The sequence below is a fragment of the Mesorhizobium sp. M0088 genome (assembly GCF_040322895.1).
Classification (GTDB): Bacteria; Pseudomonadota; Alphaproteobacteria; order Rhizobiales; family Rhizobiaceae; genus Mesorhizobium.
On sequence record NZ_JAMYUI010000008.1, the window covers coordinates 227,938 to 247,642 of the forward strand.

General features: G+C 62.0%; 17 protein-coding genes. 6 read left to right on the forward strand and 11 right to left on the reverse strand.

All coding sequences use genetic code 11. From position 1 onward, the window contains the following. Positions 1-16: 16 nt before the first annotated feature. Positions 17-694 carry an MIP family channel protein gene (locus NKJ67_RS12315; RefSeq protein ID WP_023809011.1) on the forward strand — a complete coding sequence of 226 codons (678 nt, stop codon included), beginning with the start codon at positions 17-19 and terminating at the stop codon, positions 692-694. A gap of 337 nt (positions 695-1,031) precedes the next feature. Here NKJ67_RS12315 and NKJ67_RS12320 read toward each other — a convergent pair whose 3' ends face one another. Beyond that, positions 1,032-2,948, reverse strand: a complete 1,917-nt coding sequence (locus NKJ67_RS12320) for a hybrid sensor histidine kinase/response regulator (RefSeq protein ID WP_031212370.1) — start codon at positions 2,946-2,948, stop codon at positions 1,032-1,034. A 297-nt stretch (positions 2,949-3,245) separates the two neighbouring features. Between NKJ67_RS12320 and NKJ67_RS12325 the strand changes: the two genes are divergently transcribed. Beyond that, positions 3,246-4,685, forward strand: coding sequence for a DUF7125 family protein (locus tag NKJ67_RS12325; protein WP_023809013.1), 1,440 nt, complete (start codon positions 3,246-3,248; stop codon positions 4,683-4,685). Continuing rightward, entirely contained in the window at positions 4,682-5,734 is a 1,053-nt protein-coding gene (locus NKJ67_RS12330) for a sensor histidine kinase (RefSeq protein ID WP_352581474.1), read from the forward strand. The genes NKJ67_RS12325 and NKJ67_RS12330 overlap by 4 nt, the downstream gene beginning before the upstream one ends. A gap of 170 nt (positions 5,735-5,904) precedes the next feature. On the opposite strand, the gene NKJ67_RS12335 is transcribed toward NKJ67_RS12330, so the two are convergent. The 6 genes from NKJ67_RS12335 to hisS form a co-directional block, all read right to left on the reverse strand. Further along, a complete protein-coding gene (locus NKJ67_RS12335) occupies positions 5,905-6,111 on the reverse strand; it encodes a hypothetical protein (protein WP_352581475.1) in 207 nt (68 codons plus the stop codon). Between the two features lie 26 nt (positions 6,112-6,137). Continuing rightward, complete coding sequence (locus NKJ67_RS12340; protein ID WP_352581476.1) at positions 6,138-7,241, reverse strand: calcium:cation antiporter; 1,104 nt, start codon at positions 7,239-7,241, stop codon at positions 6,138-6,140. Positions 7,242-7,428: 187 nt separating this feature from the next. Next, complete coding sequence (locus tag NKJ67_RS12345) at positions 7,429-9,201, reverse strand: AMP-binding protein (protein ID WP_352581477.1); 1,773 nt, start codon at positions 9,199-9,201, stop codon at positions 7,429-7,431. A gap of 335 nt (positions 9,202-9,536) precedes the next feature. Further along, entirely contained in the window at positions 9,537-10,235 is a 699-nt protein-coding gene (hisG, locus tag NKJ67_RS12350; RefSeq protein ID WP_352581478.1) for an ATP phosphoribosyltransferase, read from the reverse strand. Next, the gene (locus NKJ67_RS12355) at positions 10,232-11,353 is read right to left on the reverse strand and encodes an ATP phosphoribosyltransferase regulatory subunit (protein WP_352581480.1); all 1,122 of its coding nucleotides are present in this window, start codon (positions 11,351-11,353) and stop codon (positions 10,232-10,234) included. Before NKJ67_RS12355 ends, hisG begins: the two co-directional genes overlap by 4 nt. A 178-nt stretch (positions 11,354-11,531) precedes the next feature. Then, on the reverse strand, positions 11,532-13,037 hold the full coding sequence (gene hisS / locus NKJ67_RS12360; protein ID WP_352581481.1) for a histidine--tRNA ligase: 1,506 nt from the start codon (positions 13,035-13,037) through the stop codon (positions 11,532-11,534). Between the two features lie 459 nt (positions 13,038-13,496). Between hisS and NKJ67_RS12365 the strand changes: the two genes are divergently transcribed. Further along, positions 13,497-13,748 carry a hypothetical protein gene (locus NKJ67_RS12365; RefSeq protein ID WP_352581482.1) on the forward strand — a complete coding sequence of 84 codons (252 nt, stop codon included), beginning with the start codon at positions 13,497-13,499 and terminating at the stop codon, positions 13,746-13,748. A gap of 2 nt (positions 13,749-13,750) precedes the next feature. Here NKJ67_RS12365 and NKJ67_RS12370 read toward each other — a convergent pair whose 3' ends face one another. Beyond that, positions 13,751-14,389 carry a DNA-3-methyladenine glycosylase I gene (locus NKJ67_RS12370; RefSeq protein WP_352581483.1) on the reverse strand — a complete coding sequence of 213 codons (639 nt, stop codon included), beginning with the start codon at positions 14,387-14,389 and terminating at the stop codon, positions 13,751-13,753. A gap of 215 nt (positions 14,390-14,604) precedes the next feature. On the opposite strand from NKJ67_RS12370, the gene NKJ67_RS12375 reads away from it, so the two are divergent. Further along, positions 14,605-15,351: a L,D-transpeptidase gene (locus NKJ67_RS12375; protein ID WP_352581484.1), complete on the forward strand. Its 747-nt coding sequence runs from the start codon at positions 14,605-14,607 to the stop codon at positions 15,349-15,351. Positions 15,352-15,611: 260 nt separating this feature from the next. Continuing rightward, entirely contained in the window at positions 15,612-16,532 is a 921-nt protein-coding gene (locus NKJ67_RS12380) for a bifunctional 5,10-methylenetetrahydrofolate dehydrogenase/5,10-methenyltetrahydrofolate cyclohydrolase (protein WP_127292743.1), read from the forward strand. Positions 16,533-16,548: 16 nt separating this feature from the next. Here NKJ67_RS12380 and glcF read toward each other — a convergent pair whose 3' ends face one another. The 3 genes from glcF to NKJ67_RS12395 all read right to left on the reverse strand — a co-directional run bounded on the left by glcF (position 16,549) and on the right by NKJ67_RS12395 (position 19,589). Beyond that, the gene (glcF, locus tag NKJ67_RS12385; protein ID WP_352581485.1) at positions 16,549-17,874 is read right to left on the reverse strand and encodes a glycolate oxidase subunit GlcF; all 1,326 of its coding nucleotides are present in this window, start codon (positions 17,872-17,874) and stop codon (positions 16,549-16,551) included. Positions 17,875-17,884: 10 nt separating this feature from the next. After that, entirely contained in the window at positions 17,885-19,090 is a 1,206-nt protein-coding gene (gene glcE, locus NKJ67_RS12390) for a glycolate oxidase subunit GlcE (protein WP_352581486.1), read from the reverse strand. Between the two features lie 76 nt (positions 19,091-19,166). Next, on the reverse strand, positions 19,167-19,589 hold the full coding sequence (locus NKJ67_RS12395) for an endonuclease domain-containing protein (protein WP_352581492.1): 423 nt from the start codon (positions 19,587-19,589) through the stop codon (positions 19,167-19,169). Positions 19,590-19,705: the final 116 nt, after the last annotated feature.

The window sequence follows — 19,705 nt, forward strand, 5'->3', positions numbered from 1 at the left end:
ACCTGAGGAGAGGGCAATGAAGACTTATCTGGCGGAAGTTCTAGGCACATTTCTATTGGTGTTCATCGGTACGGCTTCTGTGGTGACGGGCGGCTTCGGTGGCGCGCTGCCGCTCGGCCAGGAAGGCATCGGTCTGGCGTTCGGCATCGGCCTCATCGCGGCGGCCTATGCGATCGGCCCGATTTCGGGCGCGCATCTCAATCCGGCGGTGACGCTCGGCGTCTTCCTTGCCGGCCGGCTGCCGGCCAAAGACGTCATCCCCTACTGGATCGCGCAGGTCATCGGCGGCGTCCTTGCTTCGCTGGCGTTGTGGATCATCGTTTCCGGCCAGGTTGGCGGACACACGACCGGCTTCGGCGCCAATGGCTGGGATGTGACGAAATGGGGCGTCAGCTCGGCATTTCTGTGGGAAGTGATCGGCACCTTCACCTTCGTCACCGTGATCTTGGGTGTCACCGCTGAAAAGCACTCGACGGCGTTCGCCGGGCTGGTCATCGGCCTGACGCTGGCGGGGTTGCATTTCGCCATCATCCCGGTGACCGGCACGTCGCTCAATCCGGCCCGCTCGATCGGCCCGGCGCTGTTTTCGGGCACTGCCGCGATCGGCCAGCTCTGGCTGTTCATCGTCGCACCGTTGATCGGCGGCGCCATCGCCGGCGTGGTTGCGAAGGCGCGGGTGTTTGAGAAGGATTGAGCTTTGGAGGGTTGAATACGAAGGCGCGGGCCATGGCCCGCGCCTGAGTGATTGGCACGATAGACCCGCCAGGCCTCCCCAATCACGGCTTGGATAGGCGCGGCCTTAGATGGGAGCTTTGCGCCCCATCTCGGTCGTTGAGGTTAGTGTTGCCAAATGCCTGAGAGCCGACACCGCAGACAGTAGGCTGCAGGTGCGTGCGCGCGTAAGAACGGTGCTCTCAACGTGACACTGCTAAAAAAGGGCGGGACGAAACGCCAAGCGCATTGTTGTCAACGCGACAAATGACTGTCGCGAAGGAAGGTCGAGGCTCGCTGAGGTTCGGTGGGCGGGCGACCTAAATACGACTAACACAAGCTATCGAGCACGCCAGTTCTTTTTCCGTGAACGGCTTGCTGAGAACGTTCATCTCGCGAGCGCCCGGTAGTTCGGCATAGCCCGTCGCTATAATGACGGGGATTTTCGGCCACTTGGTTTTCATTGCGTCCGATAGCTGCAGGCCTGTCATCTTTGGCATCGCATGGTCCGTTATGACGAGGTCGAACGGCTGCTCCTCCAGCAGGTCAAGGGCTGCTGCGGCCGAATGCGCCTCGGTAACGGCATGCCCAAGATCCTCAAGCATCGCAGCGGTGTTCAACAGCACTAGAACGTCGTCATCCACTGCCAGAATCCGGAGAGAGGCAGCCTCGGCGGTTTTCGGGCTGAGGGGCTCCTGCTCCCGCGCGCGGTCTGATGTCGCGGCAGCCACTGGCAGCCACATTTCCGCAGTCGTGCCTGCTCCCTTGTGGCTGATGAGAACCAGGCGCCCGCCCATCTGTTCCGTCATCCCGTGCACCATCGACAGACCCAGTCCCGTCCCTTTGCCAACTCCTTTTGTGGTGAAGAACGGTTCTGTCGCGCGGGCAAGCGTATCCTCGTCCATTCCTTCGCCACTGTCCATTATTGAAAGGCAGACATATTCGCCTGGCGCCAAGCCAGCGCCATGCCTTTCACCAATCCGTTCCTGCCGGGCGGAAATCAAGATCGTTCCCCCGTCAGGCATGGCATCCCTGGCGTTAACGCATAGATTCAGCAATGCGAGTTCGATTTGGCTCTCATCAATCATGACCTGATTGAGGGAAAGGGGAAATTTTGTCTGTATACTCGCCCTTGAGCCTAGCGATCGCTCTAGCAACTCCTTCATTCCCTGTATCAAGCTAATTATGTCAACGGGTCTTGGATCGAGTTGCTGTCGCCGCGCAAAAGCCAGCATGCGCTGCGTCAACGAGGCACCCCGTTGCGCACCGAGCACGGCATTGTCGAGGAGACGCAACAGCTGTGGATCGTCGGGCAGCCGTTTGCGAAGGAGTTCAAGACTGCCCAAAACCGCCATCAGCAGATTGTTGAAGTCGTGAGCCACGCCGCCCGTCAGCTTGCCGATCGCATCCATTTTCTGTGAATGAAAAAGGGCCTCACGTGCCTGATCCAGTGACTCCTGCGCCTTCTTCCGCTCTGTGATGTCGCGGGTAATCTTCGCAAAACCCAGAAGCTCGCCATTGTCGTGCCGTATCGAGTCAATGACCACGTGGGACCAGAACGCGGTGCCATCCTTGCGGATGCGCAAACCTTCCCGCTCAACTCGACCCTCACGCGCGGCGGTCTCCAGGGCGCTTTGCGGACCGCCTCGCTCGCGATCCTCGGGCGTATAGAATTGGGAAAAATGCTTCCCGATGATTTCGTTCGCCGAATAGCCTTTGATACGCTCGGCGCCTGAGTTCCAGCTCGTAATTATCCCTTGTGGATCGAGCATATAGATCGCGTAGTCCGTGACGCCTTGGACCAGACGTTGGAACTGCTCCTGGCTTTTGCGGAGTTCCTCCTCCGCTTTCTTTTGTTCGGTCAGATCACGGCTGACTTTGGCAAAGCCGGCCAGGTTGCCGCCTGGATCGCGGATGGGATCGATCACAATGTGAGCCCAGAAACGATTCCCGTCGCTTCGGACCTGCCAGCCTTCGCTCTCGAACTTGCCCTCACGGGCTGCTGTCTCCAGAGCACGCGCGGGCAGGCCGGAGTCCCGATCCTCCGGTGTGTAAAACCGGGAAAAATGCTGGCCAATGATCTCGCGGGAAGCATAGCCTTTGAATCGCTCGGCGCCCGCGTTCCAGCTCGTCACGATCCCGGAAGGATCCAGCATGTAGATCGCGTAATTGGTAACGGCCTGGACGAGAACGCGGTAGCGATCCTCATCGGCTGGATTGACGGTCCCTTGAATCATTCCCCCATCCATTTACTTCGCTGCAACGGGAGAAAACCGCCGCCGGCCCCTTATGGTTCCACGCTAAATCAAATGAACTGGTGCCGACGGACATGTGGTGGACCTCGCACCAGTGTGCATCCCAACTTCGTCCGCCATTCCAAGGAGATTTACTTGCCTCCCAGCAGCGCGCCGATTACTAGAATTAGCTCCAGAAAATCGATGTTTCCCTGGGCCAGGTGGCCAAGCGGTGCAACCGTTCTACATTATTGATGCCCAATGACGGGCTGACAGTTTCTGGTGGAGACTAGGGGCGGAATGGCCGAGCGAAAAAAGCAGCCCGTTGTAAGTTCCGGTATCGCCGGCTTGGACGAAATTCTTCGTGGTGGTCTGCCCGCTTCGAACTTTTATATCGTGCAGGGCGATCCCGGCGCAGGCAAAACCACGGCAGCCTTGCAGTTTCTGCGTGCCGGCGTGGCGGCCGGTGAACGCTGCATCTACGTCAGCCTTTCGCAAACCGCTTCCGAACTGCAGGCGATTGCCTCTTCACACGGCTGGACGCTCGATGGAATTCGCGTCGAAGAGCTTTCGGCCTCCGAAGCCGTGAGTGGCGCAGCCGATCAGACGATTTTCCAGACCGCCGACCTTCGCTTGGATGAGACGCGTAAGGCGATCGAACGCGCGATCGAAGAATACAAACCACACAGACTGGTGTACGACTCCTTGCTCGAAATCCGGCTGATCACCGGCGATACGCCAAGGTTTAGGCGGGAACTGATCGGCTTCAAAGCCTTCCTGGCCAGGCGGGGCATTGTGGCTGTTTTGCTCGATACCCAAACCAGTGGCGGCGATCACAATGGCGAGGAAATCGAGGGCATCGCCCACGGCGTCATCCGCCTTGATAAATCGCTCGAGGACTATGGTGCGGTGCGCCGGCGGATCGAAGTCAGCAAGATGCGTGGCGTGCCTTATGCCGACGGTTATCATGACATGGCCATTCGCGAGGGTGAAGGCGTCGTTGTGTTTCCAAGGATTGTGCCGGGCTCGCCTCCCGAGGTGACCAAGCCGCAACTGATCAAATCGGGAGTCGAGGCTCTCGACGAGATGTTTGGCGGCGGTCAGGAGTCAGGAACAATAACACTGGTTATCGGTCAGTCCGGAACCGGCAAGTCAACTATGTCGTCTCTTTACGCGACGGCTTCTCTCAAGCGAGGCGAGAGCGTTGCCCTCTTCCTGTTCGAGGAGCGGTTGGAGACCTTCTTTCGCCGCTCCGAAGGGCTCGGGATGGACCTGCGGCAGTTCCACAAGGATGGCCAACTGGTCATCTACGATTTTAGCCCGAACGAAATCTCGCCAGGCGAGTTCGGCCAGATCGTGCAGCAAGTCGTCAGCCGCAACAATACACGTGTGGTGGTGATTGACAGCTTCACGGGCTATCTGAATTCACTTCCCCACCGCGAAAAGGCGGTGCTCGACATCCAATCTCTCCTGAAACATCTCGCGCGTGCGGACGTGCTGACAATGCTCATCGTCGCGCAGCACGGATTGCTCGGGCAGAATGTCGGGATTGACGTCGATGTCAGCTTTCTCGGGGATACCGTGCTTCTACTTCGTATGGCCGAGCACGAGGGCCGGTTGAGGCGCAACATTACAGTCGTCAAAAAGCGCCACGGTCCGCACGACCTCGATGTCCGGGAACTCTTCATTGCAAGCTCCGGGGTTTCGGTCGTTGCCTACAATCCTCTGCCTGAGACGTGAGCGGCACCGATTCCAACGGTCTGGGAACGCTCGATTGGGTGCTCATTTTGGCGCCCTACCGCAAGGACGCTGCTTACACGACCTCCCTGCTGCAGGAGCGCGGTGTTCGGGCTCAAGCGGTCGACCCCGCGGATTTGAACAACCTGCTTGCGTTATCTCCCGGGGTGCTGGTCGTTACGCATGAAGCCTTGAACCCCACGGCCATCGCAACTGTTGCCAGTTTCCTTCAGCATCAGCCGAACTGGTCGGAAATACCCATCGTGATCCTACTCGACCGCGCGGCGCCCCAAGTGCGCGTCCAGGCCGCCCTGAACGCTGCCTGGCCACGCTCACGCCAGATTTTTTACCAACGTCCCGTGGCCGCGTTGGAACTGATCAGCGGGATACAGTCGGCACTCCTCACCAGAGCCCGCCAGCGCGACGTACGCGATTACCTTGAGCGGGAAACCGAGCTGCGCCTCGAACTCAATCATCGGGTAAAAAACATCCTCGCAACAGTCGTATCAATCTTTGACATGACACGGCGCGGCGCAACCTCGGCAGCCAGCCTGTCCGAAGACTTCAAGGGCCGCTTGAGAGCCTTGGCGGATGTTCATTCCGCTGTATTTGCGGCCGGCGGCGAGGCCGTACCTTTGACAGATGTCGTGAATTCGGTCCTCGCGCCGTACATTTCCAGCGGACAACACGGCATTACGATTGAGGGGCCCGAGGTGTTGCTTTCGCGCGAGGCCGGCACGACCCTCGCTCTCTCGCTCCACGAGCTTGCAACGAATGCGATCAAATATGGCGGATTGTCCTATCCCGAGGGAAGGATAGATTTGGAATGGAAGATCGCGTCGAGTTCGGAACCAGTTCTGGCGCTGAGATGGACAGAATCAGGAGGACCGCCGGTCGTTCAGCCCTCGCGAGTAGGATACGGCACACGCTATATGCGCGCCGCACTGACCAGCCTGTTTGGAGAGCCTCCTGATCTCGTCTTCGCGTCGGACGGCCTGCGTTTCTCGATTCACGGACTACTCTCCCGCCTTAGCCCGCAATCAACCGAGTAGTGTAGCGGCACCTTGGCTGCTCACCCAAAAGCACGGCATCTCGAGAAACACCGAGGTTGCTATCAATTGAAGCTGGCTCAATGTCGACGTGGACGGCCCACCGGTGTAGGATGCCAATCGGGGTTCACAGTCGACGCCGGCCGTTGCCCAGCCGCAGCGCGAGCCAGCCCTCAAGCCGTCGTCTGCGTCACCAGCCCCAGCTCCTCGACCATCGCTTCGCGCATCAGGAACTTCAGCGGCTTGCCGGTCACCGTCATCGGCAATTCGGTGCGGAAGCGAAAACGCCATCTCAGGCAAGGGGCGGTCGTCTGCAGTTCGCTATCGACTTCCAGGCTGATGAACCCAAGCAGTCCGTTGGCGGCTGTCTCGTGCCGCATCTAATTGCCTGCCTGACCAATATTTTTCACGGTATAAATATAAGAAATAAATATGTAAGAAATACCACTATATGGACCGCACCCGTCAAGAATGTTGTTCTTTCAGTACTAAAACTTACGTTGCATATGAACAGCGCTAAAATCAAAAGCACTGTGTCAGTCGCCGGCAGCCCCAGGGTTAACCCTCTTCCCGTCAGCAGGCTGGCGGCTGCGACCGCCGGTATTGTCAAACCAATTGTGGCGCAAGCGGAACCCATCGCGACATTCAAGCCGCGTTGCAGCTCATTGTTGAGTGAAGCGCGAACCGCCGAAATGGCCTCCGGCATCAAAACCAGCCCGGCGATCAATGCCCCCACGATGCTGTCAGCCTGTGTCACCTGATAGGCAACGAGCGTATTTTCAACACTTGCGGCGACCTGCTCGGCGAGCATGACAATGCCAATCAGCCCGATCAAAAGCAGCAATGCGCCGGCAAAGACGCTTTCGTGAGGGGCAGTCCGCAGCGCAACGCCGTGGGCCTGCCCTTCGACAAAGTCTTCTCGGTGCCGGACAGTCTGCGCGAACACAAAACTTGCATAAAGCAGCACCGAAAGCACGCTCACAAAGCCAAGTTGAGCTGCCGAAAATGTGCCCGGCCCCGTAGCTTGTGTGTAGGTCGGCAGAATAAGCGTCATGATGGTCAGCGCGATCAGAACCGCCAAATATGCGCTGGTCCCTTGTCGAACAATTGCCTGCTTGCGATGACGCCAGCCGCCGAGCGCAAGACACGTGCCGACGACGCCGGTAGATGCAATCATCACCGTTGAGAAGACGGACTCACGTGCAAGCGTAGGGTTGTTCTCTCCATGCAGCATCATGGAAACGATGATCGACACCTCGATTGCCGTCACGGCAAAAGTCAGCACCAATGTGCCGTAGGGCTCTCCTACACGCCGGGCCACCGCCTCGGCGTGGTCGAGCACCACGAAAATGGTGGTGAACATAATCGCACTCGAAAGCGCTCCGACGAGTATCCTGGCGCTCAGCGAACCTTCGTCCGCCGACAGCCCGCCTGCCCTGACTGCAACAGCCATCACCAAGGCGGCCAAGGGCATCGCATAAGAAACCACCGATCGTTTGAAACCACCCATTCAAGCCCCTATGCGCTTCTGCGAACCTTGCGGAAAACCCATGCGGAGTGTGGAGCGCCTTGGAAAACATCCGGCAGGCCCGACGGCCGGCGTTCGCCCCCTCACAAACAACGCGCTCCAAATGATGCAGCAGGATCGCGACCTGACCGCACCCAGCGCGCCGGACAAACCGAAGCGCCGCCTTCGCTCACGCCGTCTTCTGCGCCACCAGCCCCAGTTCCTCCACCATCGCCTCGCGCATCAAGAACTTCTGCGGCTTGCCGGTCACCGTCATCGGCAATTCGGTGCGGAAGCGTATGTGGCGGGGGATCTTGTAATGGGCGATCTGGCCGGCGCAGAAATTCTTGACCTCCTGCTCGGTGGCGATCTGGCCGGGCTTGAGCACGATCCAGGCGCACAGCTCCTCGCCATATTTGGCGTCGGGAATGCCGAACACCTGCACCTCCTTGACCTTTGGATGGCGGTAGAGGAATTCCTCGACCTCCCTGGGATAGACGTTCTCGCCACCGCGGATGACCATATCCTTGACCCGGCCGACGATGTTGCAATAACCCTCGGCATCGATGGTGGCGAGGTCGCCGGTGTGCATCCAGCCGTCGCTGTCGATCGCCTCGCGGGTCTTCTCCTCGTCGTCCCAGTAGCCCTTCATCACGGAATAGCCGCGCGTGCAAAGCTCACCCGGTACGCCGACCGCAACGGTAGCGCCATCGGCATCGACCGCCTTGACCTCGACATGGGGGTGGATGCGCCCGACGGTCGAGACGCGCTTTTCCAGCGGGTCGTCGACGCCGCTCTGGAACGAGACCGGGCTGGTCTCGGTCATGCCGTAGGCGATGGTCACCTCTTCCATATGCATCAGCGACACCACCTTCTTCATCACCTCGATCGGGCATGGCGAGCCGGCCATGATGCCGGTGCGCAGGCTGGAGAGATCGAAGGCGGAAAAATCCGGATGATCCAGCAGGGCGACGAACATGGTCGGCACGCCATAAAGCCCGGTGCAGCGTTCCTGAGCCACCGCCTTCAGTGTGGCGCCGGCGTCGAACCCTTCTCCCGGGAAAACCATGGTCGCGCCTTTCGAGACGCAACCCATCGTGCCCATCGACATGCCGAAGCAGTGGTAGAGCGGCACCGGAATGCACAGCCGGTCGTCGACGGTCAGCTTGATCGCCGAAGTGACGAAATTGCCGTTGTTGACGATGTTGCTGTGGGTCAGCGTCGCGCCCTTGGGGGCTCCCGTGGTGCCTGAGGTGAACTGGATGTTGATGGCCTCGCCCGGCTTCAGCTTCTCCGAGATGCGGTCGAGGCTGTCATGCTCGTCACGCCCGGCCATGGCCAGCACGTCGCCGAAATTGAACATGCCGGGCGAATTCTCGTCGCCCATGCGGATGACGATCTTCAGCGCCGGCAGTTTCTGTGCCTTGAGCTTGCCCGGTGTGGCCTTGGCGATCTCGGGTGCCAGCGTCTCGATCATGCCGAGATAGTCTGACGTCTTGAACCTGGCAGCGGTGACCAGCGCCTTGCAGCCGACCTTGTTCAGCGCATAGTCGAGCTCGGTCAACCGATAGGCGGGGTTGATGTTGACCAGGATCAGGCCGATGCGGGCGGTGGCGAACTGCGTCACCAGCCATTCCCAGCGGTTGGGCGACCAGATGCCGACGCGATCGCCCTTTGCCAACCCCAGTGCCAGGAAGCCGGCAGCCAGCGCGTCCACCGTGTCCGACAGTTCGCTCCAGGTGAAGCGCTTGTCCTGGTCGACGAAAACGGCGGCGTCGAGCGTGCCGTATTTGCTGACGGTGTCGGAAAACAGCGCGGGGATGGTCTTGTCGAGCAACGGCACGCTGCGTTCGCCAGAGACATGCGCCCTGTTGTCAACGGGTGCGACGAAGACACCGCCAGCACGCGCGCCGCGTCCGCGCAAATTGCTGGCATTCTTCAACTCGTCGAGATTGACCGGCATCGCTCTCTCCTCCCGGGACTGGCCGAGCCTATCAGCCCGAGGGGGTGGTGAAAATCCCGCCGATGGTCGGGGCCGGGCAACGATACGGTCCACGACGCTTCGGGGCCTTCGTTGGTTGACGAACATCAAAACGCAAAAACCCGCCTGGGCGGCGGGTCACTGGCGCAAATCAGCACCATAGGCAAAAATGTACCATAGCTGACTGCACCGGTCAAGGAAAGAATTCCTATACAGGAAAAACCCTGGCGCAAAGTTACCGACACCGCAGGACGGACCGCCGTAAGGGTTTTGAAGCTGGGTTTGGAGCCCTGAGGGCAGCGGGCGAAGGCCCGCCGCTATCCGACCGCTGACGCCATCTTCGCCGCGATGTCGCGCAAGAGTGCCTCATCCGCCGCTGCCCGTGTCCTCTTCGACGCCACCAGACAGGCCTGCGAGCGCAGGACGAGGCCATCGCCGAGTACCTTGAGATGATTGGCGCGCAGCGTCGAGCCGGTGGTCGTGATGTCGACGATGACATCGGCCAGACCGGCCGCCGGCGCGCCTTCGGTAGCCCCTAGGCTCTCGACGATGCGATAAACCTGGATGCCGTGCTTCTGCGAGAAGAATTGCTGCGTCAGCCGCCAGTATTTGGTGGCGATGCGCAGCCGCCGGCCATGGCGCTGGCGAAAATCGGCGGCGACGTCGTCGAGATCGGCCATGGTGTCGACATCGAGCCATATGTCGGGCACGGCAACCACGACATCGGTATTGCCGAAGCCGAGACGGGCGACAATTTCGGCGCGGGTCTCCCAGTCGGCGAGGTTTTCACGCACCAAATCCTCGCCGGTGATGCCCAGATCGACGGCGCCCTGGCCGATCTCGCCTGATATTTCGGAAGCCGACAGGAACACCACTTCGACATCATCCAGACCCTCGACGCGGGCGTGGTATTTGCGCTCGTCACCGGGCAGGCTGACGGCGAGGCCGGCTTTGGCCAGTATTTGCAGCGCCTGCTCTTTCAGGCGGCCTTTCGACGGGATCGCCAGCGTGATCATGGCGCCGTCTCCCGCAATGCCTCGATGCGATCGAGCCAGACCGAAAAGCCGACGCCGGGGATAGGCGTCTTCGCGCCAAGCAGGGTCAGCAGCCGGTCATAGCGGCCGCCGCCGACCAGCGGCCGGTCGCCATTGTCGGCCGCGATTTCGAAAACCAGGCCGGTGTAGTAATCGAGCGGGCGGCCGAAGGCGGCGTCGTAGCGGACTTTATCGGCCGGCAAGCCATGCGCTTCGATCGCCTTGGCGCGGGCAGCGAACTTTTCCAGCGCGACATCGAGCGACAGACCGGCGCCGGTGGCGAAGGACTCCAGCGCCTGGGTTGCGCCATCAAGCGGAACGTCGATCGCCAGAAAATCCTTCAGCGCGGAAAAGGCCTCGCTCGACAACCGAACGCTGCGCAATTCGGCTTTCTCGATCAGCCGCCGGGCAATGTCGGACGGCGCGCGTCCGGCGGACGCCGACAGGCCCGCCTCTTCCATGCCGCTGGCAATATGGGCGGAAAGACCGTCCAGATCGCCGTCGAGGACGAGGGCGGCGACCGGCCCGGAAAGCTGGCCGTTACGCGGCGGGTTGGCGAGATCGGCGAGTGCCGCCTCAAGCATCGGCGCCGAGCCAAACGCACGGGCAAGGCGCATACGCCAGCCGCGCGGCAGGCCAAGGGCAGCCAGAACCGCCTCGAAAATAGTCTGGTCGCCGAGCGTGATCGCCAATGCCTGGCCGGGCAACACCAGCGACAGCAGCGCATGCGCATCGGCCACCGAGCGGGCATCGGCTCCAGCGGTATCGCGGTCGCCGAGATCCTCTATGCCGGCCTGGAAGAACTCGTTGCCGCCTTCGCGGCGCTGGCGAAACACCTCGCCCAGATAGGAATAGCGGCGCGGCGTGCCGGCCTGCGAGCTTATGTGGTCGAGGCAGACCGGAATGGTGAATTCCGGCCGCAGGCACAATGTCTGCCCGGTTTCGCTTTCGGTAAGGAAAATCCGGCGGCGCAGATCTTCGCCGGCCATGTCGAGGAAGGGGTCGGCCGGCTGCAATATGGCGACCTCGACCGCATGCGTGTTGCGGGTGGCGAAGAGGTTGGTGATGTCGGCTGATATGGCGGGGTAGCGGGAGGTCATGGAGCGGATGGGCGCGAGGCACCCCCCTCTGGCCTGCCGGCCATCTCCCCCGCAAGGAGGGAGATCGGCAGCTTGAGGCTCAGCGCCTCTTCTTCAACGCTGGAGATTGGCGAAAGCCCACGTGACATCCAATCTCCCCCCTTGCGGGGGAGATGGCCGGCAGGCCAGAGGGGGGTGTTCAAGCGCCACCTTTCGCGCGATCAGCAGCCTGCGCCCCCAGGATCTTCATAACCTCGGAGACCAGCTCGCTTTCCGCCACCGTCACCTGCGCCGGGCGGGCGGCGCGCCATTCGGCGTTGTCTGTGATTTCGGCCGACATGCGCGCGCCTTCGATCAAATCCTTGATCTGCAGTTCGCCATTGGCGCGCTCGTCGCCACCCTGGATGATGGCGACCGGGCAGCCGCGGCGGTCGGCATATTTGAGCTGCGCCTTCATGCCGGCGCCGCCGAGATACATTTCGGAACGGATGCCGGCGGCGCGCAGCTCCGCCACCATCTTCTGGTAGCGGCCGAGGCTGTCGGTGTCCTTGTCCATCACCAGCACGACGACAGGTGCGATCACGTCCGAGGCGTCGAGCTTGCCGAGGTTCTTCAGCGCCGTCATCAACCTGGAGACGCCAATGGAAAAGCCGGTCGCCGGCACCGGCTCGCCGCGAAAGCGCGAAACCAGACCATCATAGCGACCGCCGCCACCGACCGAGCCGAAGCGCACGATCTGGCCGTCCTCGTTGGGGATTTCGGCCAGCAGCTCGGCCTCAAAAACGGGGCCGGTATAGTATTCGAGGCCGCGCACGACCGAGCGGTCCATGGCAATGCGGTCCTCGCCATATCCTGCCGCCCTGACCAGCGCTTCAATCGTGGCGAGTTCGCCGACGCCTTCCTGGTAGATGGCATTCGAACTGACCATGGAATCCTGGCCGGTCTGTATAGTCCTCGCAGTCGCGAGAAGAACCGCCTCGGCCTGCCCGTTGTTCAACCCGGCGCCCTTGGCGAAGTCGCCGTCGCCCTCCTTGCCGCCATCCCAGCGGCCCGGGCCAAGCAAAAGCTTCACGCCTTCCGGCCCGAGCTTGTCCAGCTTGTCGATCGCGCGCAGCACCGTCAGCCTTCGTCCGGCATTCTCCTCGCCGCCAAGCCCGATCGCCTCCAGCACGCCATCCAGAACCTTGCGGTTGTTGACGCGAATGACGTAGTCGCCGCGCTTGATGCCGAGCGCTTCCATCACGTCGGCCATCATCATCGCCATTTCGGCGTCGGCGGCCACGCCCGGCGTGCCGATCGTGTCGGCGTCGAACTGCATGAACTGGCGGAAGCGGCCGGGGCCTGGCTTCTCGTTGCGGAACACCCAGCCGGAGCGATAGCTGCGGTAGGGTTTGGGCAGCCGCTCATAATTCTCGGCGACGTAACGGGCCGTCGGCGCCGTCAAATCATAGCGCAGCGACAGCCACTGGTCGTCATCGTCCTGGAAGGAGAACACGCCTTCGTTCGGCCGGTCCTGGTCGGGCAGGAATTTTCCGAGCGCATCGGTGTATTCGATCAGCGGCTGGTCTGCCGGTTCGAAACCGTAAAGCTCATAGACCGAGCGGATCGTCGCCATCATCTTCTCGATGGCGCGGATGTCCTCGGCGCTGCGGTCGGCAAAACCGCGCGGCAGTCGCGCTTTCGTCTTTTCCGATTTGTCGGCCATGAGCTGGGGTCTTTTTTGCTAAGTAATCGATGACATATTGCGAGTGGGCGTGTCCTAACCGAAGCGGCGAGGACCAGCAAGGGTTTGCACCCTCTCTACGAGGTGGCTAGGAACAGTTCGATAGCTTTGCAAGTACAGCGCCGCCCCTCATCCGCCTGCCGGCACCTTCTCCCCGTATAGTGACGGGGAGAAGAGAGCTGAACGCGGACTCGGGCATTCTCTTGCAACCTGGACGACTGGCGAAACCATCGACGAGGGCGTCCTTCTCCCCGTCGCTATACGGGGAGAAGTGCCCGGCAGGGCGATGAGGGGCGGCGCAGAACGACCAAGATTTGGGCCTACCACCCGAGCCAAGCTCTGAAACAAAACGCAGCGAAAATGAAACAATCCCGCCACGGGTACGGCATCGTGCCGACACAATCGCAAGAGATAAACGCGGGAAATGAGGGGTTCGCGGCCATGACCTGCACAGCAAGATTCCACGCCATCGACAGCGATGCCGAATTGCCCGCACGCCTGCGCCCGGCCGACATTGACGCCCCGAAAATGGTCAGCCAGGCTGCCGGCCCGTTCGAAGTGCCCGGCGAGACCGGCAAGGGACCATCCATGCGCGACGCGTTGATGACCGGCCTGCTGGTGATCTATCCGACCGTGGCCACCGTGGTGGCGATCGTCGCCGGCCTGGTGCTGGCCAGCGCCAACGGCACCTGAGCCTACTTCGGCCGCTTAAAAGCCTTCCGCTGCTTCTCGACCTCTTTGCGGCAGACGCAGCCCTCGAGGTGATCGTTGACCAGGCCCATGGCCTGCATGAAGGCGTAGACCGTGGTCGGGCCGACAAAACTCCAGCCGCGCTTCTTCAGCTCCTTCGAAATCCGCACCGAGACGGCCGTTGTCGGGTTGGCGCGCAGATGGGCGAGGTCGACGATTTGCGGCCGCTCGTCCTTGCCGGGTTCGAACTTCCAGAACCAGGCGGCCAGTGAGCCGAATTCGTCGGCCATTTCGCGGGCGCGCTTGGCGTTGTTGATGGTCGAGACGATCTTGCCGCGATGGCGGATGATGCCGGCATTGCCGAGCAGGCGCTCGACATCCTTGTCGGTGAAGCTTGCTACCTTGTCGAACTCGAAATTGGCAAAGGCTTCGCGAAAATTCTCCCGCTTGCGCAGAATGGTCAGCCACGACAGGCCAGACTGAAAGCCTTCCAGGCAGATCTTTTCGAAAAGCCGGCGGTCGTCGGCCACAGGCCGGCCCCATTCATGGTCGTGGTAGTGCAGATAGTCGGGCAGATTGCCGTGCCAGAAGCAGCGCGCGACACCATCGGGACCGGCGAGCAGGCCGGTGTTTTCCTTGTCCATAAGCCAAAATCCGTTCGTTAACGCGCATTTGCGCGGCATTTACTGCGGCTTTACCAGATTCCTGAACCCCGCGGTAACCACACCAAAAGGTTTACCGACAGTTCCGCATTTTACGCATTCCGATTCATGTTTCGGTTGCTGCTTGCGCGCCAATGATCGCCGAACCGGGAGGACGTTTCCACCCGTTTTGTATCAGACGATCAAGGTGCGTTACGATGAAGACAGTGTTGTTTCCCGTGCTCGGCGCCGTGGCTGTGTTTGCCGCCGGCGTCACACCCTCAACCGCCGGCGACCGCTATGCCGACAGGCCGCCGGTAATGGTGAGCCCCGACCTTTCCGCACCCTGGGTGCTGCAGCTTGGGCAGGCGCCCGGCATCGTGCGCCAGAACCGCCAGGTGGTGCAGCAGCAGCAACAGAGGCGCCTCCTGCGCCCCGCGCAGCCCGACCGGGTGCAGACGGCGGCGGTGCAGCCACCGGCCAAGCGCATGGTCGCGCGTCCTCAGATCAACCCGATCTACCTGCCGCAGGAAGTCGACTATGACGGAGGCCAGAAGCCGGGCACGATCGTCATCGACACCACGCAGAATTTCCTCTTCCTGGTCGAGAAGAACGGCAAGGCAAGGCGCTATGGCGTCGGTACCGGCAAGCCGGGCTTCGAATGGTCGGGTACGCACAAGATCACCAACAAGCGCGAGTGGCCGGACTGGCGCCCGCCGGCGCAGATGATCAAGCGCGAAGCCGCCAAAGGCCGCTACCTGCCGACCTATCTTGCCGGCGGCGCGGAGAACCCGCTTGGCGCCCGCGCGCTCTACCTCGGCACGACCGAATACCGCATCCACGGCACCAACCAGCCCTGGACGATCGGCGGCGCGGTGTCATCGGGCTGCATCCGCATGCGCAACGAGGACGTCGTCGACCTTTATGAGCGGGTCAATGTCGGAACCACGGTCGAGGTGATATAATAATCCTTGCGAATCACCTGGCCAGCAAAGCAGTCCGCTTTTCGGGCCGGTTTAGGGATAACGGGGGACGGGCCGTATGGGGATGCGGCCGGTCAGGAAGGGCAGCACGGGAAACCGCGCTGCCCTTTCCGTTTTTGAGCAGAAATCGAGGGCAAAGGTCACCCACGCGTCGCGCAACGGGCATAGCGGTTCGCTTTCATGCTGCCCTTTACCGCATTCTTTTGCTATCTCGGTGGCTAGTTCCACAAAAGAGTTCACCCATGCCCCTGTCCGAAGACAGCCGTTATCTCAAGGGCGGCCCGGTCGCCCAGCGCATCATCGCCGCCGTTCGCGAGGACGCAGCGATCGCCAAAGCCGAGGGCTTTCCGCCCAAGCTGATCTCGATCACCGTCGGAGACACCGATGCGGTGGATGTTTATGTGCGCAACCAGCGCGCCAAGGCTGAGCTCGCCGGCATCGATTTCGAGGAGCGGCGCTTTCCCGCCACCATCACGGCAGGCGAGTTGGAAGCGGCCATTCACGGCCTGAATGCCGATCCGCGCGTTACCGGCATCATCATCCAGCGGCCGGTCCCGGTGCATATCCCGATCAGGACATTGCAGGCGGCGGTGCATCCGCTCAAGGATGTCGAAGGCATGCATCCGGCCTCGATCGGCAACATCGTCTACAATCAGCTCGATCTCGCGCCTTGCACGGCGGCCGCCTCGGTCGAACTGCTCAAGGAAACCGGCCTCGACCTCAAGGGACTGGAAGTCGTCATCGTCGGCCATTCGGAAATCGTCGGCAAGCCGATCGCCTTCCTGCTGATGAGCGAAGGCGCGACGGTGACTGTGTGCCACCACATGACGCGGTCGGTCGCCGCCCATGCAAGGCGCGCCGATGCGCTGTTCGTCGCCGTCGGCAAGCCGCGGCTGATCAAGGCCGACATGGTCAAGCCGGGTGCTGCCGTCATCGACATCGGCATCAATTCCGAAATCGGCCCCGACGGCTCCAGCCGCATCGTCGGCGACGTCGACACCGAAAGCGTGCGCGAGGTCGCCTCCTGGATCACACCGGTGCCGGGCGGTGTCGGCCCGATCACGGTCGCCATCCTGCTGCGCAACACCATGGTGGCGCTCAGCCGCCAGCGTGCGCTTTATGAGGCGACCTACGGTACGGCGGACAGGCTCGCGGCAGAGTAGCGCTGGGGCTGGCGCCCTACTCCGCGGCGATCAGGCTCTCTTCCCGAACGCCTTCCGGCTTTGGTCCGCCATAGGCCCAGTCGAGCAGTTTTATCGTGTGCACCACCGGCAGCTTGGCGGCGGAAGCGATCTGGGTGATGCAGCCGATGTTGCCGGTGGCGACGATCGAAGCCCCCGTCGCCTCGATGTTTTTCACCTTGCGGTCGCGCAGTTTGGCCGAGATCTCGGGCTGCAGGATGTTGTAGGTGCCGGCGGAGCCGCAGCAGAGATGTCCTTCACGCGGCTCGCGCACGATGAAGCCGGCCTTGGCCAGCAGTTCCTTCGGCTGGCGGGTGATCTTCTGGCCGTGCTGCATCGAACAGGCCGAGTGATAGGCGACAACCGTGCCCGGCTTGCGCACCGGTTCAGGCAGATCGAAGGTCGAGAGATATTCGGTGATGTCCTTGGCCAGCGCCGAAACGCGCGCGGCCTTGTCGGCATAGGCCGGATCCAGCCGCAGCATGAAACCGTAGTCCTTGATCGTCGTGCCGCAGCCGGATGCAGTGATGACGATGGCATCGAGCCCGCCTTGTTCGATGGCGCGCGTCCAGGCATCGACATTCTGCCTCGCCGAGGCAAGCGCGGCCTGCTCGCGCCCCATATGATGCACCAGCGCGCCGCAGCAGCCCTCGCCCGGCGGCACCACGACCTCGACGCCGAGCCGCGTCAGCAGCGAAATCGTCGTCTCGTTGATGGCGGGATCGAGCACCGATTGCGCACAACCGGTGAGGATGGCGACGCGGCCTCTTTTGCTCCCCTGCCCGGCATGGATGCCTGGCGAACCCATCGGCGAAGCTGCCGGAATCGAGACCGGCGCGAGCTTGAGCATCGCACTGAGCGGCTTCAGCGCCGGAACCTTGTCGAACAAGCCCATAAACGGCCTGCCCAGCTTCGCCAGCTTGAGCGCGGCGCGAAACCGCTGGGGATAAGGCAGCACGAAGGCCAGCATGGCGCGGGTCAGTCGATCGAGCAGCGGCCTCTTGTAGGTTTCCTGGATATGGGCGCGGGCATGGTCGACCAGATGCATGTAGTTGACGCCCGACGGGCAGGTGGTCATGCAGGCGAGGCACGACAGGCACCGATCGATATGGGTGACGATCTCCTTGTCGGCGGGACGGCCATTTTCCAGCATGTCCTTGATCAGGTAGATGCGCCCGCGCGGTGAATCGAGCTCGTTGCCAAGCGTCACATAGGTCGGGCAGGTGGCGGTGCAGAAGCCGCAATGCACGCATTTGCGCAGGATCTTTTCCGATTCCGCGACATGCGGATCGGCAAGCTGGGCAAGCGAAAAATTGGTCTGCATCGCTAATGTCCTAGGCCATTCGGCCGGGATTGAGGATGTGCTTCGGGTCGAATTCTTGCTTCAGCCGCTGGCTGAGTGCGGCAAGTGCGGGCGGCTGCGGCTCGAACACCGGCAGAGCGGCGCGATGCGAAGGTGCGGCACGCACCAGCGTCGCATGGCCGCCGCCATGTTTTCTCAACAGTCCGCGCAGCAGGGCGGCTTCCGGATCGCCCTGTTCCATGCGCAGCCACACCAGCCCGCCCTGCCAGTCATAGTAGGCGCTGACGGCGGCCTGCATGCGCAGCGTCAGGACCATCTGGTGGCACTGTCCCGGCGTCATCGAGACACGCCAGACCGGTTTCTCGCTGTTGTCGGCGAAGGGCCTGCAATCGCGTACATCGCGCCAGATCAGCCGTGAAGCGTCACCGGCAATCTCCTGCAGCGGCCCAGCCTTGCCGAGCAGCGCTTTCAGCGCGGCGATGCGGTAGGCGACGGACGGGCCGAAGCCTTCGACACGCAGCAGCGTCGCGGCCTCACTGCCGAGACTGCCGCCGGCGACACGCGCGGCGATCCGCTCGGGCAGATGGGCGGCACTCGACACTTCAGCACTCGAGCCAAGCGCCAGGGCCATGGCGCTTGCTGCCGCATCGTCGAGCAGGCCACGAATGGCGAGCGTGACTTCAGCCTCGGCTGCCGGCAGCACCTTGAAGGTGACGTCGGTGAACACAGCCAGCGTGCCCCAGCTGTTGGCCATCAGCTTGGACATGTCATAGCCGGTGACGTTCTTGACCACGCGGCCGCCCGACTTGAAGGCTTCGCCACGACCGGACACCACATTGATGCCCAGGACATGATCGCGCGCCGCGCCCGCCTTGAGCCGGCGCGGACCGGAGAGGTTCGCGGCGAGCACGCCGCCGATCGTGCCCTTGCCCGGTTCGCCACCAAACAGCGGACCGTAATCCATCGGCTCGAAGCCAAGTTGCTGACCGTTTTCCGCCAGCAGCTTTTCGATCTCGGCCAGCGGTGTGCCTGCCTTGGCCGACAGCACCAGTTCAGCCGGTTCATAGAGCGTGACGCCAGAGAGTTTCGACAGGTCGAGCGTGTGTTCGGTTTGCAGCGGCCGGCCGATGCCACGCTTGGAGCCGTGGCCGAGGATTTCCAGCGGCGAGCCTTCCGCCGCTGCCCAGGCGATGGTGGAGAGAACTTCGGATGAGGTGGTGGGGGTGAAGGTGGTCATGTCTGTCTCTGGTTCCTCGCCCCCGCGAAGCGGGGGAGAGGTGGCTCGGGCGAAGCCCGAGACGGAGAGGGGGATGTCATAGGGCGTCGCCTCCGATCTTCTTGGCCGCGAAAACGAACCTGAGGTCTGAGGCGACCACGTCTTCGGCTAGTCGCCCATCCAATGCCGCAAGAATGGTCTCGCAAACACTCCGAGGGCTCTTGAGAACATCGACGTTCCAGAAGCGCAGCACCGAGAACCCTTCACCGCGCATGAACTCGTCCCGTCGTCTATCGTAGGAATTCTCGGCATGCTGACTTCCGTCCAGCTCGACAACCAGCTTTTCCCCGCGGCAGGCAAAGTCGGCGAAGTATGGTCCAATCGGCATCTGGCGAACGAATTTGTAGCCGCCTAGCCTTTTGGCCTTCAATTGGTTCCAGAGGGTTGCTTCCGCCTGGTTGTCGCCATGGCGAAGCGCACGAGCACGGGTGATCTTTTCAGGCGAACGTCGGCTCGGCACGTCGGGCGCAGGCCCCCTCTCCGTCTCGGGCTTCGCCCGAGCCACCTTGTATCTACACGAGAGAGATTTCGTGGGATTAGAGCGATTGAGCCAAGGTCCGGGCGGCCGCCCGGACC

Coding starts and splice junctions, on each gene's coding strand:
- NKJ67_RS12315 (WP_023809011.1), top strand. CDS start 17: ATGAAGACTTATCTGGCGGAAGTTCTAGGCACATTTCTATTGGTGTTC.
- NKJ67_RS12320 (WP_031212370.1), bottom strand. CDS start 2,948: ATGATTCAAGGGACCGTCAATCCAGCCGATGAGGATCGCTACCGCGTT.
- NKJ67_RS12325 (WP_023809013.1), top strand. CDS start 3,246: ATGGCCGAGCGAAAAAAGCAGCCCGTTGTAAGTTCCGGTATCGCCGGC.
- NKJ67_RS12335 (WP_352581475.1), bottom strand. CDS start 6,111: ATGCGGCACGAGACAGCCGCCAACGGACTGCTTGGGTTCATCAGCCTG.
- NKJ67_RS12340 (WP_352581476.1), bottom strand. CDS start 7,241: ATGGGTGGTTTCAAACGATCGGTGGTTTCTTATGCGATGCCCTTGGCC.
- NKJ67_RS12345 (WP_352581477.1), bottom strand. CDS start 9,201: ATGCCGGTCAATCTCGACGAGTTGAAGAATGCCAGCAATTTGCGCGGA.
- hisG (WP_352581478.1), bottom strand. CDS start 10,235: ATGATCACGCTGGCGATCCCGTCGAAAGGCCGCCTGAAAGAGCAGGCG.
- NKJ67_RS12355 (WP_352581480.1), bottom strand. CDS start 11,353: ATGACCTCCCGCTACCCCGCCATATCAGCCGACATCACCAACCTCTTC.
- hisS (WP_352581481.1), bottom strand. CDS start 13,037: ATGGCCGACAAATCGGAAAAGACGAAAGCGCGACTGCCGCGCGGTTTT.
- NKJ67_RS12365 (WP_352581482.1), top strand. CDS start 13,497: ATGACCTGCACAGCAAGATTCCACGCCATCGACAGCGATGCCGAATTG.
- NKJ67_RS12370 (WP_352581483.1), bottom strand. CDS start 14,389: ATGGACAAGGAAAACACCGGCCTGCTCGCCGGTCCCGATGGTGTCGCG.
- NKJ67_RS12375 (WP_352581484.1), top strand. CDS start 14,605: ATGAAGACAGTGTTGTTTCCCGTGCTCGGCGCCGTGGCTGTGTTTGCC.
- NKJ67_RS12380 (WP_127292743.1), top strand. CDS start 15,612: ATGCCCCTGTCCGAAGACAGCCGTTATCTCAAGGGCGGCCCGGTCGCC.
- glcF (WP_352581485.1), bottom strand. CDS start 17,874: ATGCAGACCAATTTTTCGCTTGCCCAGCTTGCCGATCCGCATGTCGCG.
- glcE (WP_352581486.1), bottom strand. CDS start 19,090: ATGACCACCTTCACCCCCACCACCTCATCCGAAGTTCTCTCCACCATC.